Annotated in this window: 14 protein-coding genes and 1 pseudogene; 14 read left to right on the plus strand and 1 reads right to left on the minus strand. The window is 32.3% G+C overall.

Annotated features, from left to right (window positions below; genetic code table 11):
* Positions 1-20: 20 nt before the first annotated feature.
* The 14 genes and pseudogenes from rplT to M1D64_RS05725 form a co-directional block, all read left to right on the plus strand.
* On the plus strand, positions 21-377 hold the full coding sequence (rplT, locus tag M1D64_RS05660; protein ID WP_002483065.1) for a 50S ribosomal protein L20: 357 nt from the start codon (positions 21-23) through the stop codon (positions 375-377).
* 326 nt (positions 378-703) lie between these two features.
* Positions 704-1,315: an NUDIX domain-containing protein gene (locus tag M1D64_RS05665; RefSeq protein WP_075339797.1), complete on the plus strand. Its 612-nt coding sequence runs from the start codon at positions 704-706 to the stop codon at positions 1,313-1,315.
* 12 nt (positions 1,316-1,327) lie between these two features.
* Positions 1,328-2,254, plus strand: a complete 927-nt coding sequence (locus M1D64_RS05670; protein WP_041079991.1) for a hypothetical protein — start codon at positions 1,328-1,330, stop codon at positions 2,252-2,254.
* A 169-nt stretch (positions 2,255-2,423) separates the two neighbouring features.
* Positions 2,424-3,734, plus strand: a complete 1,311-nt coding sequence (tig, locus tag M1D64_RS05675) for a trigger factor (protein WP_002483068.1) — start codon at positions 2,424-2,426, stop codon at positions 3,732-3,734.
* Positions 3,735-3,920: 186 nt separating this feature from the next.
* A complete protein-coding gene (clpX, locus tag M1D64_RS05680; RefSeq protein WP_002483069.1) occupies positions 3,921-5,183 on the plus strand; it encodes an ATP-dependent Clp protease ATP-binding subunit ClpX in 1,263 nt (420 codons plus the stop codon).
* 171 nt (positions 5,184-5,354) lie between these two features.
* On the plus strand, positions 5,355-5,942 hold the full coding sequence (gene yihA / locus M1D64_RS05685) for a ribosome biogenesis GTP-binding protein YihA/YsxC (protein WP_041079989.1): 588 nt from the start codon (positions 5,355-5,357) through the stop codon (positions 5,940-5,942).
* 172 nt (positions 5,943-6,114) lie between these two features.
* Entirely contained in the window at positions 6,115-7,446 is a 1,332-nt protein-coding gene (gene hemA / locus M1D64_RS05690; RefSeq protein ID WP_002483071.1) for a glutamyl-tRNA reductase, read from the plus strand.
* Between the two features lie 21 nt (positions 7,447-7,467).
* Complete coding sequence (gene ccsA / locus M1D64_RS05695; protein ID WP_041079988.1) at positions 7,468-8,304, plus strand: cytochrome c biogenesis protein CcsA; 837 nt, start codon at positions 7,468-7,470, stop codon at positions 8,302-8,304.
* A 53-nt stretch (positions 8,305-8,357) separates the two neighbouring features.
* Positions 8,358-9,284: a hydroxymethylbilane synthase gene (gene hemC / locus M1D64_RS05700; RefSeq protein ID WP_002483073.1), complete on the plus strand. Its 927-nt coding sequence runs from the start codon at positions 8,358-8,360 to the stop codon at positions 9,282-9,284.
* Positions 9,285-9,303: 19 nt separating this feature from the next.
* The gene (locus M1D64_RS05705) at positions 9,304-9,990 is read left to right on the plus strand and encodes a uroporphyrinogen-III synthase (protein ID WP_011302931.1); all 687 of its coding nucleotides are present in this window, start codon (positions 9,304-9,306) and stop codon (positions 9,988-9,990) included.
* On the plus strand, positions 9,980-10,957 hold the full coding sequence (gene hemB, locus M1D64_RS05710; RefSeq protein WP_002483075.1) for a porphobilinogen synthase: 978 nt from the start codon (positions 9,980-9,982) through the stop codon (positions 10,955-10,957). The genes M1D64_RS05705 and hemB overlap by 11 nt, the downstream gene beginning before the upstream one ends.
* A 19-nt stretch (positions 10,958-10,976) precedes the next feature.
* Entirely contained in the window at positions 10,977-12,260 is a 1,284-nt protein-coding gene (gene hemL / locus M1D64_RS05715) for a glutamate-1-semialdehyde 2,1-aminomutase (RefSeq protein WP_002483076.1), read from the plus strand.
* A gap of 91 nt (positions 12,261-12,351) precedes the next feature.
* Positions 12,352-13,422 (plus strand): AbrB family transcriptional regulator, encoded by a 1,071-nt coding sequence (locus M1D64_RS05720; RefSeq protein WP_129334894.1) that lies wholly within the window; start codon positions 12,352-12,354, stop codon positions 13,420-13,422.
* A 147-nt stretch (positions 13,423-13,569) separates the two neighbouring features.
* Positions 13,570-14,004 (plus strand): annotated as a pseudogene (locus tag M1D64_RS05725) (MFS transporter); the annotation flags it as partial.
* Positions 14,005-14,178: 174 nt separating this feature from the next.
* Here M1D64_RS05725 and M1D64_RS05730 read toward each other — a convergent pair.
* The gene (locus tag M1D64_RS05730) at positions 14,179-14,745 is read right to left on the minus strand and encodes a DNA-3-methyladenine glycosylase I (protein WP_002483079.1); all 567 of its coding nucleotides are present in this window, start codon (positions 14,743-14,745) and stop codon (positions 14,179-14,181) included.
* Between the last annotated feature and the right edge of the window lie 52 nt (positions 14,746-14,797).

Below are 14,797 nucleotides of genomic sequence, written 5' to 3' on the forward strand. Positions count from 1 at the left end.
ATTTAGAGGAGGAATTTATTATGCCACGAGTTAAAGGTGGAACAGTAACAAGAGCGCGTCGTAAAAAGACGATTAAATTAGCTAAAGGTTACTTCGGTTCAAAACGTACATTATATAAAGTAGCAAAACAACAAGTTATGAAATCAGGTCAATATGCATTCCGTGACCGTCGTCAAAGAAAACGTGATTTCCGTAAATTATGGATTACACGTATCAATGCAGCAGCTCGTCAACATGACATGAGCTATTCAAGATTAATGAATGGTTTGAAAAAAGCTGAAATTGATATCAACCGTAAAATGCTTTCTGAAATTGCAATTTCAGATGAAAAAGCTTTTGGTGAATTAGTAGCTAAAGCAAAAGATGCTTTAAAATAATAATCAAGTAGAGTCTGGGACATGAATTATTGTCTCAGACTCTTTGTCATATAGGACAAAAGATGGTTGAAATGCAATCTCTATATTGGAGATCATTTATGTTTATCGATTCGTTTCAATTTAATTCTAGAAAAGTTAAACAATGAAAATTCAACTTTTCTCTTGTTGTCTTAAATTTAATGAATGAGATTAAAATACATAGCAAATTAATTTTTGTAATTTCTAAAGTTATATTAACAATCTACAATATGATTTTGAATAATCATTTTGATAAATAACTACGGTTTGATAAAATAATGAAGAAGTCATATATGAAGGAGAAACTAATGTCTAAATTTGATGAAATGATAACAGTAGTTCCAAGAACAATTTTATTTGATAATGAAAAAAATAAATTTAATGGTTTCTTAGATAAAAATACTACAAAAGGTCAAGATATTTTTGACACACTTTCAAAATATGAGATAAAACTACGCGGTGATATGGAAGAAGACCCATCATACAAACAATTAATTTCATATTGTATATTAGAAAATGAACATGATGAAATTTTAGTTTATGAACGTTTGTCTGGTGGTGGAGAGGCACGTTTACATGGTCAGTCGTCAATCGGTGTTGGTGGTCATATGAATGATGTTAAGGGTGCTGAATCTATAAATGAAGTGTTGAGAGTTAACGCTCAAAGAGAATTAGAAGAAGAAGTTGGTTTATCGGATAGTAAGTCTCAGAATTTAGCTTACATCGGTTTCATCAATGATGACACGAATGAGGTAGGCGAAGTACATCTAGGTGTTGTCTTTAAAATCAATGTAAATAGCAATGATGTAGAATCAAAAGAAACCGACACATTGAGAATAAAATGGGTAGATCAAAGTAAAATTGATAACTATGATGAATTTGAATCATGGAGCGCTTTAATATTACAAGCTAAACAGTAGGGGTGTATAAAGATGTCCGATGTCATTCCTTTTCCTCGATCAAAAGAAAAACTGATTAGAGAAATTAAGCAATCGTTTAATAGCAATGATTTAGAGCAAATGTATCAATTGTTTGAAGACTTTGAAGAACACTTCGAATTAGATGAACAAATGGCTTTATTAAAATGTTCGATGTTATATAATATGCAGCATTTTCTAGAATTACGTGAAGAGGCCATTATTTTACTTAAACAAGGAACGACAAAGTATGATGATTTAATGGTTTATTATGTGAAAAGTTTAAACGGCTTGGGACAGTATTTTGAAGTAGTAGAAGTCATCAATCAAATTATAGATGAAGTTAATGACCATAGAACTAGAATGGAATTGTTCCCGATTAAAGAATATGCAATGAGTCAAATAGATAGTCATAATGAACATGCTACCAAAATGCTACAAAATTTCGACTCAATTTCACTTCGTGATCAAATTAATACGATACTTACATTAATTGATTATAGTCAGTTCAGCTATAAAAATACGGTTGTGAATATTATTGAGCATGTTACTCTCGCACCTAATGTGTTAAGTATCATGCTTGAATATTTACGTTTTGCAGAATATGATCAAGAGATAGATATAATAAAATACAATTTTGACATGTCTGTTATACCTAGCAAATTACCAGGATTAGAGCATACGGAATTTAAACTTAACATCATTCCAAATGTGATTCAGCACATTGAAGAAGATGCTGCGCAATTGATAGAAGAAGCGCTTCATTTAATGAATAATCATGCCATTTTATTTTATCCATTGGATATTGAGCGAATCGCTCATATAGATGTTTGGGTTGAGGCATATACGAATTACTTTAAAGCGATGATAGGTTTAGAATCTTTAGATGAGTCTAATGCGGCCATTCAATTTATTACTGAAATAGATAAATTGAATAATTAATCATTTGTATTTCGGGTAATTGTAAAAAATAGTGTTATAATAAAGCAAATAATTTCAATTTCACAGGAAAATAAAATGTTATAAGCACAGGGTTTGTGTAGTGAATAGTCCTATGCTATAATAGTGTAGTTGAAAAAATAAAATAGGATAATCATGGAGGTTTTTATACATGACAGCAACTTGGGAAAAAAAGGAAGGTAACGAAGGTGTATTAAGCGTTACAGTTCCAGCAGAAAAAGTAGACAAAGCAATTGATCAAGCTTTCAAAAAAGTAGTTAAACAAATCAATGTACCTGGCTTTCGTAAAGGGAAAGTTCCACGTCCAATTTTTGAACAACGCTTTGGTGTAGAAGCTTTATATCAAGATGCAGTTGATATCTTATTACCAGAAGCTTATGGTGAAGCTATTGACGAAACTGGAATTAAACCAGTTGATCAACCAGAAATCAATGTAACATCAATTGAAAAAGGTAAAGAAATGACATTTGAAGCTAATGTTGTTGTAGAACCAGAAGTTCAATTAGGTGACTACAAAGGTTTAGAAGTTGAAAAACAAGATGTTGAATTAACTGATGAAGAATTACAAGAATCAATTGATCATCAATTAGGTCATTTAGCAGAAATGGTTGTTAAAGAAGATGGCGCTATTGAAAATGGCGACACAGTTAACATTGACTTTGATGGCTATGTTGATGGAGAACAATTTGAAGGTGGACAAGCTGAAGGCTACGATCTAGAAATTGGTTCAGGTTCATTTATTCCAGGATTCGAAGAACAATTAGTAGGTGTTAAAACTGGTGAAGAAAAAGATGTTAACGTTACATTCCCAGAAGAATACCATGCTGAAGAATTAGCTGGTAAAGAAGCTACATTCAAAACAAAAGTTAATGAAATTAAATATAAAGATGTTCCAGAATTAACAGATGAAATTGCTAACGAATTAGATTCAGAAGCAAACACTGTTGATGAATATAAAGAAAACTTACGTAAACGTCTAACTGAACAAAAAGAAACAGATGCTGAAAACAATCAAAAAGAAGAAGCAATTAACAAAGCAGCAAACAATGCTTCAATTGATGTTCCAGATGCAATGATTAATACTGAGTTAGATCGTATGGTTCAAGAATTTGGACAACGTATGCAACAACAAGGTCTTAATTTAGAAACTTATTTCCAAATTTCTGGTCAAGATGAATCACAATTAAGAGAACAAATGAAAGACGATGCAGAAGAACGTGTTAAAACAAACTTAACATTAACTGCTATCGCTGATGCAGAAGATATTGAAGTTTCAGATGATGATATCGATAAAGAATTAGAAAAAATGAGTGAACAATTTAATATTTCAGTAGAAGATATTAAACAAACACTAGGTAATACGGATATCGTTAAAAATGATGTACGTATTCAAAAAGTTATCGACTTATTAGTTGATGAAGCTAAATTAGTAGAACCATCTAAAGATGACTCAGAAGCGTAACTAAATATAAATAGAGCAAATTGTTTTGTGAATTATATGTTAGTCGTTTAATATAGTAAACTAGTAGCAGATGCATTCAAATAATGTGTCTGCTACACTATTTTATGCAAATAACTTGTGAAAGGTGCAAGTTGCATATTAAAATACTATCTAGTATAGTCTTTAGGGAATAGGGGTGTAAATAGAATGTTCAAATTCAATGAAGGTGAAGAAAATTTAAAATGCTCTTTCTGTGGTAAAGATCAAGACCAAGTTAAAAAACTAGTAGCAGGAAGTGGCGTGTATATTTGTAATGAGTGTATAGAGCTATGTTCAGAAATAGTTGAAGAAGAATTAGCTCAATCAGAGCCTGAAGGGCTAACTGAATTACCAACACCTAAAGAAATTATGGACAAATTAAATGATTATGTTATTGGACAAGAAAAAGCTAAAAAATCATTAGCTGTTGCTGTTTATAATCATTATAAACGTGTTCAACAATTAGGACCTAACGAAGACGAAGTGGAATTACAAAAAAGTAATGTTGCTTTAATCGGTCCAACTGGTAGTGGTAAAACACTTCTAGCACAAACATTAGCTAAAACATTAAATGTACCATTTGCAATTGCTGATGCTACAAGTTTAACAGAAGCTGGTTATGTCGGTGATGATGTTGAAAATATATTACTACGTTTAATCCAAGCTGCTGATTTTGATATAGATAAAGCTGAAAAAGGTATTATTTATGTCGATGAAATTGATAAAATTGCAAGAAAATCAGAAAACACGTCAATTACACGTGATGTATCTGGTGAAGGTGTCCAACAAGCATTGCTTAAAATTTTAGAGGGCACAACAGCAAGTGTTCCACCACAAGGCGGACGTAAGCATCCAAACCAAGAGTTAATTCAAATTGATACGACTAACATCTTATTTGTACTTGGTGGTGCCTTTGATGGTATTGATGAAGTAATCAAACGTAGATTAGGTGAAAAAGTAATTGGTTTCTCTAGTAGCGAAGCATCTAAGTATGATGAAGATGCGATTCTTGAACAAATTAGACCAGAAGATTTACAATCATATGGTTTAATTCCAGAATTTATTGGACGTGTGCCAATTGTAGCGAACCTTGAGACATTAGATGTAGACGCATTAAAAAACATCTTAACGCAACCGAAAAATGCGTTAGTTAAACAATATACTAAAATGCTTGAACTTGATGATGTCACATTAGAATTTACAGATGAAGCATTGTCAGCAATTAGTAATAAAGCAATAGAACGTAAAACAGGTGCGCGTGGATTACGCTCAATTATCGAAGAAGCATTAATTGATATTATGTACGATGTACCATCTTCTGATGGCGTTGTTAAAGTAGTAATTACTGCAGAAACGATTAATGATGAAAAAGAACCTGAACTTTACGATAAAGATGGAAATCTTGTGAATAAAGAACAAACATCTGCTTAATATATTTTAAGAAGTAAACTGGGAGTGGGACTAAGCAATCAAAGTTAATTGAGATTGCTAACCCACTCCTATTTTTATTCAAAATAACCACTTTATAGTGAGAATACATATTCATTTAATAATTTGTGTAATATAATGAAACAGAGAGTTTAACAGAAAGGAGGGGCGAAAATGAAAGTTAATCCTAACGAAATTGAATTATTGATAAGTGCGGTGAAACCAGAACAATATCCTGAAACAGGTCTAAGTGAAGTCGGTTTAAGTGGAAGATCTAATGTAGGTAAATCTACGTTTATTAATAGCATGATTGGTAGAAAAAATATGGCACGTACGTCACAACAACCTGGGAAAACACAAACACTTAATTTTTATAATATTGATAATCAACTTGTATTTGTCGATGTACCAGGATACGGATACGCTAAAGTGAGCAAAAAACAACGTGAAGCTTTTGGCAAAATGATTGAAAAATATATTTCACAGCGAGAAGAATTAAAATTAGTCATTCAACTTGTAGATTTAAGACATAACCCAACTGAGGATGACATTTTAATGTATAACTACTTAAAATATTATGAAATCCCTACATTTGTGGTAGCAACTAAAGAAGACAAAATTGCAAAAGGTAAAGTACAAAAACACTTAGCAAATATTCAACAAAAATTAGAAATGGAACCGGAAGATGAAATTATAAGTTATTCATCTGTGAAAAATAATAAACAACAACAAATTTGGAATGTTATAGAAGAGTATTTGTAATTATTATAAAGAACAGGCTTTTTATCATTACATATAATAGAAAATTAAGTATAATTATGACAACAATATGACTACAGATTATAATTCTTCTAATTTACAGGACGAGTTACTTAACGCATGTCATAATTGTGTTATAATAAACTTATTGTAATATGTATGGAGGGCGTTATAAATGCATTTAATTGCGGTAAGCATTAATCATCGTACTGCAGATGTAGCACTTAGAGAAAAAGTTGCTTTCAAAGATGATGCCATGCGTTCAGCCAATGTTGATTTATATGAAACGAAATCTATTTTAGAAAACGTTATACTATCAACTTGTAACCGAACAGAAGTATATGCTGTTGCAGATCAAATTCATACGGGTCGCTATTATATACAGAGATTTTTAGCGAGATCATTTGGATTAGATGTTGAGGATATTAAAGATATGACTGAAGTAAAAGTGGGGGACGAAGCAGTAAAACATTTATTGCAAGTCACTTCAGGTTTAGATTCTGTTGTACTAGGTGAGACACAAATTCTAGGGCAAATTAGAAACGCATTCTTTTTAGCTCAAGAAGAAGATACAACAGGCACTATCTTTAATCATCTATTTAAACAAGCAATTACTTTTGCGAAGAAAGCACATAATGAGACTGATATTGCTGATAATGCAGTAAGTGTTTCGTATGCGGCTGTTGAACTAAGTAAAAAAGTGTTTGGCAAAGTCAATAATAAGCAAGCTTTAATTATAGGTGCAGGGGATATGAGTGAATTATCACTCTTAAATTTAATTGGTTCAGGTGTAACTGATATCACAATTGTAAATAGAACATTGAGTAAAGCTCAAGATTTAGCAATGAAACATCATGTTAAATTTGAACCAATGGAATCATTACCAAGACTTTTAGCAGACGTAGATATAGTAATAAGTTCAACAAGTTCAGAAAATTATATTGTGACAAATGAAATGTTGCAATCTATTAGCACTGAACGTAAACACGATTCATTAGTAATGATTGATATTGCGGTTCCTAGGGACATTGAACCGAATATAGATACAATCCACGATATGTTTAGCTATGATGTTGATGATTTGAAAGGTTTAGTAGATGCTAATCTGAGAGAACGACAACTAGCAGCAGAACAAATTATACAAAACATTCCAAATGAAATTGAAGCACATAATGAATGGGTTAATATGTTAGGCGTTGTGCCAGTTATTCGCGCACTTAGAGAAAAAGCCATGTCAATTCAAGAGGATACAATGGATAGTATAGACAGAAAACTACCTGGATTATCTGAAAGAGAACGCAAAATCATTTCAAAACATACAAAAAGCATTATAAACCAAATGTTGAAAGATCCTATAAAACAAGCTAAAGAATTGAGTAGTGATAAGAAAAGTAACGAAAAATTAGAGCTATTTCAAAACATATTTGATATTGAAGCTGAAAATGCATATGAAGCTAAAAAGCAAAAGAACAATATGAAAACAGGTCAAATCTTAAGTTTTGAATAAGCATTAGCAAATGGTGATAATATGCAAGAACTATTATTCATAAGGTTAAATGAACTAATATTATTAATTTATCTATTTAGTATTGCTTGTTATTTTTTTGATTTTATTAAGAGGTTTTATAAGATTAGAAACATTGGATTTGTTACATTGGGGATTGTTTGGGTGTTACAAACAATCTCCTTATCTTTTTATGTAACCGCAACAAATCAAGTGCCATTGGGCAATGTTTTTGATGTATTATTTGCACTTGCGTGGTTGATTATTTCGATATCAATCGTGATTAGTGTGATTAAACAAGTCAATATATCCATTTTCTTATTTAATATAATTGGCTTCGTTTTTATCGCAATTAGTACATTTCAACCTATGCACTATCAAGGTGCTGGTGAAAAATTGAATGTAATCAATGAATTACTTATTGTACACGTAACGTTTGCGATAATAAGTTATGCTGTTTTTGCCTTTGCATTTGTGAATAGCATTTTATACTTAATTCAATTTAAAAATTTGAAACAAAAGCGATTTACTCAAAAATACTTTAGAATTAGTAGTGTAGCTACACTTGAAAAAGTTGTATTTTATAATAGTTTAGTGGGTTTTTTATTTATCATATTAAGCATTATTTTAGGTGCTCAATGGGGCATCAATACGATTGGGATGGATATTTTTGTAGATCCGAAAGTAATTATGTCTGTAATTATTACGATATTGTATGGTTTATACTTATTATTAAGAGTAAGGCAGTCGATATCAAAACATAAGTTGATTTATATTAATATCATTCTATTTTGTTTAAACATGATTAATTTATTATTCACTTCCCATGTCTCTGATTTTCATCAATGGACTGGGATTTAAAGAGATACTAAATATAAATGATGAAACGCTAAATTGCTAGGAGGTTACGCAAAATGCGTAAGTTAGTCGTTGGTTCAAGAAGAAGTAAATTGGCTTTAACACAAAGTCGACAATTTATAGATAAATTAAAAGCTATTGACCCAAGTTTAGAAATAGAAATTAAAGAAATAGTGACAAAGGGTGACCTCATCGTAGATAAACAATTATCGAAAGTAGGCGGAAAAGGCCTTTTTGTGAAAGAAATTCAAAATGAATTATTTAATCATGGCATCGATATGGCGATACATTCTTTGAAAGATGTACCTAGCGTCATTCCTGATGGGTTAACTTTAGGGTGTATCCCTGACCGTGAAAATCCATACGATGCATATATTGCAAAAAATCATGTTCCTTTAAATGAACTTCCTGATAATAGCATTGTGGGAACAAGTTCGTTACGCAGAGGTGCACAAATTCTTGCAAAATATCCTAAGTTACAAATTAAATGGATACGAGGAAATATTGATACTCGTTTAAATAAACTTGAAACAGAAGATTATGATGCAATCATTCTAGCTGCTGCCGGATTAAAACGTATGGGTTGGTCTGATGATATCGTCACGAGCTATTTAGACAAAGAAACATTAATTCCAGCAATAGGTCAAGGTGCATTAGGCATTGAATGTCGTTCAGATGATGAGACCCTTTTATCACTATTGAGCAAAGTTCATAATCAAGATGTTGCTGATTGTGTCACTGCTGAACGTACGTTCTTAACTCGAATGAATGGTAGTTGTCAGGTGCCAATCGGTGGCTATGCAACAAAAGAAGCTGATGGCACAATCGAATTTACAGGGTTAATCATGTCTCCAGATGGTAAAGAACGATATCAGCACACTGTACGTGGCATAGATCCCGTTGCATTAGGTGAAGAAGTGACTAAAGTATTAAATGAACAAGGCGCGTATGAAATAATTAAAGCACTAAACGAAGAACAATAATACTTCGAGGTGAAAATAAATGAGACCAGTTATAGTAATGACTCAAACGAGTGAATTTTATAAATCAGATGTATGTATACTACATAAACCTTTCATAAATGTAGAACCGTTATCATTTAATCTGAATTTACTCGATGTTAATTATGACTGGCTTATTTTTTCGTCCAAAAAAGCTGTGGAATACTTCAAACCCTACTTATCTAAACTGAATTACAAAAAAATTGCTGTGATTGGTGAAAAAACTGCAGATTATTGTACTTCAATTGGATTGAAAGTATCATTTTGTCCTAAAGACTATTCGCAAGAAGGATTTCTGAAAGCATTTAAAACACATGAACAAAGCAATATTTTATTACCTTCTAGCGCAGCTGCTAGGTCCACGCTTGAAGAAGGATTGAAACAACAAAATTATAATGTTCAAAAGATTGATTTATATGAGCCTGTGCCACATACAAAGCATATTAAGCATGTTAAAATGTTGATTGAGCAAGGCAAAGTGGATGCAATTACATTCGCAAGTTCATCCGCAGTGCGTTATTTTTTTGAAGATAATCAAAACGTATCATTTAATAATTATTTTGTGATAGGGCAACAAACGCTAGATACATTGAATCATTATCAAAAACAAGGTATCGTTGCTGATATACAGACATTAGATGCTTTAGTTAATAAAATTTTAGAAAGTTGGGAAGAAAATGCAATTTGATAGACATAGACGTTTACGTAGTAGTAAATCAATGAGAAATTTAGTTAGAGAAACACATGTGAACAAAGAAGATTTAATTTATCCAATCTTTGTAGTAGAACGTGATAATGTTAAAGAAGAAATTAAATCATTGCCTGGCGTTTACCAATTAAGCTTAAATGTATTAGACGAAGAAATTAAAGAAGCATATGATTTAGGCATTAGAGGTGTTATGTTTTTCGGCGTTCCAAATGAAAAAGATGCTATAGGAACAGGTGCATATGATCATAATGGGATTGTTCAAGAAGCTACAAGAAAAGCAAAGGCTATGTATGATGACTTATTAGTTGTTGCAGATACATGCTTATGTGAATATACAGACCACGGTCATTGTGGTGTCATTAATGAACAAACGAAAGATGTAGATAACGATAAATCACTACCATTATTAGTGAAAACAGCTATATCACAAGTTGAAGCTGGTGCGGATATCATTGCACCTAGTAATATGATGGACGGCTTTGTTGCTGAAATCAGAGCAGGTCTAGATGACGCTGGATATTATAATGTCCCAATTATGAGTTACGGAATTAAATATGCATCAAGTTTCTTTGGTCCTTTCCGTGATGCTGCAGAATCAACACCACAGTTTGGAGATCGTAAGACTTATCAAATGGATCCAGCTAATCGTAGAGAAGCATTGAGAGAACTAGATAGTGATTTACGTGAGGGCGCAGATATGATGATTGTTAAGCCAGCCCTTAGCTTCTTAGATATTATTAGAGATGTTAGAAATACTACGAACGTTCCAGTTGTTGCATATAATGTAAGTGGTGAGTACAGTATGACTAAAGCCGCATCATTGAATGGTTGGATAGACGAAAAAGCAGTTGTTATGGAACAAATGACTTCCATGAAACGTGCTGGTGCGGATATGATTATTACGTATTTTTCAAAAGATATTTGTCGTTATTTAGACGAACAATAGTGATTAGGAGGTTATGTGAATGCGTTACAGTAACTCAGAAAAAGCAATGGCTAAAGCCGAAGAATTAATGCCTGGTGGTGTAAACAGTCCAGTAAGAGCATTTAAATCTGTTGATACACCAGCCATATTTATGGATCATGGTGAAGGTTCAAGAATTTATGATATTGATGGTAATGAATACATCGATTATGTATTAAGTTGGGGTCCTTTAATTTTAGGACACAAAAATAAACAAGTCATTGAAAAGATACATGAAGCGGTGGACAAAGGAACAAGTTTTGGTGCTTCAACATTACAGGAGAATAAATTAGCTGAACTTGTTATCGAACGTGTACCATCTATAGAAAAAGTGCGTATGGTATCTTCAGGTACTGAGGCGACGTTAGATACATTACGCTTGGCTCGTGGTTATACAGGTAGAAATAAAATTGTGAAATTTGTAGGTTGTTACCATGGTCATAGTGACTCACTATTAATAAAAGCTGGTTCTGGTGTAGCAACACTTGGATTACCTGATTCACCGGGTGTGCCAGAAGGTATTGCAAAAAACACAATTACAGTACCTTATAATGATTTAGATGCAATCAAAGTTGCGTTTGAAGAATTCGGTGACGATATCGCAGGCGTAATTGTTGAGCCTGTAGCTGGTAACATGGGTGTGGTACCTCCAGTTGAAGGTTTTTTACAAGGCTTAAGAGATATCACAACAGCGTATGGTTCGTTATTGATTTTCGATGAGGTAATGACTGGATTCCGTGTAGGATATAACTGTGCACAAGGATACTTCGATGTCACTCCTGATTTAACTTGCTTAGGTAAAGTAATCGGTGGTGGATTGCCAGTAGGCGCATTCGGAGGTAAAAAAGAAATTATGGATCAAATTGCCCCAACAGGTGATATTTATCAAGCTGGTACATTATCCGGTAATCCATTAGCCATGACGAGCGGCTACGAAACATTAAGTCAATTAACACCTGAAACGTATGACTATTTCAATAAATTAGGTGATTTACTAGAGCAAGGCTTAAAAGATGTTTTTGCCAAACATAATGTGCCAATCACTGTAAATCGTGCTGGTTCTATGATAGGATATTTCTTAAATGCAGGGCCAGTAACGAATTTTGAACAAGCTAACAATAGCGATTTAGAAATGTTTAGCCAAATGTATAGAGAAATGGCAAAAGAGGGCGTATTTTTACCACCTTCACAATTTGAAGGAACGTTCCTTTCTACTTCACATACTGAAGAAGATATTAACAAAACCATACAAGCATTTGATACAGCATTAAGTCGAATTGTATAAAGTTTAAATGATGCCCGAGCAACCAATGTGTTGAGCGGGCATTTTATTTGGATTTACTGTGATTGACGATAATGATGAAAGTTGTGAGAACATGAATAAGCAATTAAGAAATAATATGATCGTATTACTGTTCGCCGTGATATTAAGTTTGATATTAAACGCAGCGCATATATTGTTGCCATTCATGTTTGGTCCTATTATTGCAAGTGTGATTTGTGTGAGGGTCTTTCGTCTAGAGATTGAATGGCCATTTTGGCTTAGTCAGATAGGTTTGGTTTTGCTAGGTGTTCAAATTGGTTCAACTTTCACTAAAAATGTAATATTAGATATTAAAGATGATTGGTTAACGATTATTTTGATTACTGTCATGTTGTTAGCCCTAGCATTAGTGATAGCATTCTTTTTCAAAAAAATTGCCAAAGTTAATACGGAAACTGCTATTCTTAGTGTGATTCCAGGGGCTTTAAGTCAAATGTTAATCATGGCGGAAGAAAATAAAAGAGCAAATATTATGGTAGTCAGTTTGACACAAACTTCAAGGATTATTTTTGTAGTTATTCTAGTACCATTTATTTCTTACTTTTTCAGAGATAATGGTAGTAATGGTAGCCCTGAAAAGGCGACAACGAAGGTACTGACAGATGCAGTATCAATTCCCCAAATATTACTTTTAGCATTAGCAGTTTTTATTGTTTATATCATAATGAGTAAGATTAATTTTCCAACGAAACAGTTACTAGCACCGATTATAGTACTTATTAGTTGGAATTTAATTACAGGTGTAACATTTACTCTAGATAATTATATTATTGCGTCGGCCCAGGTGATCTATATGATTCGCATTGGTCTACAAATAGCTAAGTTGCTAGATCAAATGAAAGGGAGAATTGCAGTTGCGATTGCATTTCAAAATGTACTTTTGATATTACTTGCCTTTATCATGGTGTTGCTAATTTCGATGGTGTCTAATCATTCTGTAAATGAATTGTTCCTTGGTGCTGCACCTGGTGGCATGAGCCAAATCGTATTAGTAGCAATTGAAACAGGTGCCGATGTGGCGCTGATATCGAGTTATCATATTTTTAGGATATTCTTTATTTTATTCTTAATTGCACCTTTATTAGGTCATTTACTCATATATATAGATAGATCACATTCTTAGAGCTATTAGAATTTATTGATTTACTATTGAGTTTGATTAGGTATTTTAAAATGAAATATGTTCACAAATAACCTTCTATGAATAGAAGGTTATTTTTTAATGAAAACAAAATGCATAAAATAATAATCAGACATTTTAAGGGGATTATCATTAATTTCATTCCAATTTTTAAATATGGGTAACTTAATATTCTTATTTATAGGTCTACTAATGATCGGTATCGTATTATCAGTCTACGAAGGCACAATGCCAGGCACACTACCGACACTATTCTTTTCAAATGTTCGTTATAGAACACTGTCTTGGACATTTAACATTTCAGTGTCTGTGTTTGGTGGTACGACACCTTTAGTAGCGACATGGTTGGTACATGAAACTGGAAACAACATTGCCCCAGGCTTTTATTGGTTAATAGTGAGTATTATTGGCCTTATAGTTGTCGTGTTTTTATTTAAAGACACTTCAAAACAGTCTTTAAAAGGCTCTTATCCAACTGTTTCTAATGAAAAAGAATTTAAAATAGCTGTTGAAAACCCTAAAGATTCATTATGGTGGCATTCAGAAAGCCAACAAAATAAATAATCTATTAATTACATTATGAAACAGCGATGTACTTTTTAATGATTTCATTTTACTTATAACAAATGAAATCATTGAAAAGTATTTTTTTATTTAAAAATAAGCATATAGGTTATGAATATATACGAGTCACTTTTACAAGTAATTTAGTTTAACAAATTTTAATCATCTAATTATTTAGTTATGGTTATAAATCGGATTGTTTGGACAAGACTGCAAATGCGCATTATACAATCCAGCAGCCTCTAAAAATGAAAAAACTGTTACTGGACCTAAAAATTTGAACCCATAACTTTTTAAAGATTTTGAAAGTTTTGTTGCACGTTCATCTACAGTAATTCGGTCACTAGGTTGTTTGTAACCACAATTAATGGGTTCATAATCAACAGTTGACCATAAATAATCACTGAAACTACCGTAGTCTTTTTCAATTTCAAAGTAACCTTTTGCTTGACTTACAATTGCTTCTAATTTTTTTCTGTTATGTACGATATTAGGGAAAGTCATTAATTGATCAATATCCTTATCTGTCATTTTTACAATTTGATGAGGATCGAAATCATAAAATGCTTGTTCATAGGATTCTTTTTTCTTTAATATTGTTAACCATGAAAGACCAGCATGTTGAGATTCTAGTGCTAAGAGTTTAAACAATTTGAGACTATCATATAGTGGTTGCCCCCATACTTCGTCATGATATTTTAAATAGATTGGATCTTTGGTACCAAATGCACAGTCGTTCATAAATTTCACTCCATTTTATTGACTTATTTTAACATCCATTATACTATAATTA

It is taken from the genome of Staphylococcus sp. Z5-21 (assembly GCF_056529615.1).

Bases quoted from the DNA above. Each gene is read 5' to 3' on its own strand.
- yihA (WP_041079989.1), top strand. From the start codon at position 5,355: ATGAAAGTTAATCCTAACGAAATTGAATTATTGATAAGTGCGGTGAAA.
- M1D64_RS05670 (WP_041079991.1), top strand. From the start codon at position 1,328: ATGTCCGATGTCATTCCTTTTCCTCGATCAAAAGAAAAACTGATTAGA.
- hemA (WP_002483071.1), top strand. From the start codon at position 6,115: ATGCATTTAATTGCGGTAAGCATTAATCATCGTACTGCAGATGTAGCA.
- hemL (WP_002483076.1), top strand. From the start codon at position 10,977: ATGCGTTACAGTAACTCAGAAAAAGCAATGGCTAAAGCCGAAGAATTA.
- M1D64_RS05705 (WP_011302931.1), top strand. From the start codon at position 9,304: ATGAGACCAGTTATAGTAATGACTCAAACGAGTGAATTTTATAAATCA.
- M1D64_RS05730 (WP_002483079.1), bottom strand. From the start codon at position 14,745: ATGAACGACTGTGCATTTGGTACCAAAGATCCAATCTATTTAAAATAT.
- hemC (WP_002483073.1), top strand. From the start codon at position 8,358: ATGCGTAAGTTAGTCGTTGGTTCAAGAAGAAGTAAATTGGCTTTAACA.
- M1D64_RS05665 (WP_075339797.1), top strand. From the start codon at position 704: ATGTCTAAATTTGATGAAATGATAACAGTAGTTCCAAGAACAATTTTA.
- hemB (WP_002483075.1), top strand. From the start codon at position 9,980: ATGCAATTTGATAGACATAGACGTTTACGTAGTAGTAAATCAATGAGA.
- M1D64_RS05720 (WP_129334894.1), top strand. From the start codon at position 12,352: ATGAATAAGCAATTAAGAAATAATATGATCGTATTACTGTTCGCCGTG.
- ccsA (WP_041079988.1), top strand. From the start codon at position 7,468: ATGCAAGAACTATTATTCATAAGGTTAAATGAACTAATATTATTAATT.
- clpX (WP_002483069.1), top strand. From the start codon at position 3,921: ATGTTCAAATTCAATGAAGGTGAAGAAAATTTAAAATGCTCTTTCTGT.
- rplT (WP_002483065.1), top strand. From the start codon at position 21: ATGCCACGAGTTAAAGGTGGAACAGTAACAAGAGCGCGTCGTAAAAAG.
- tig (WP_002483068.1), top strand. From the start codon at position 2,424: ATGACAGCAACTTGGGAAAAAAAGGAAGGTAACGAAGGTGTATTAAGC.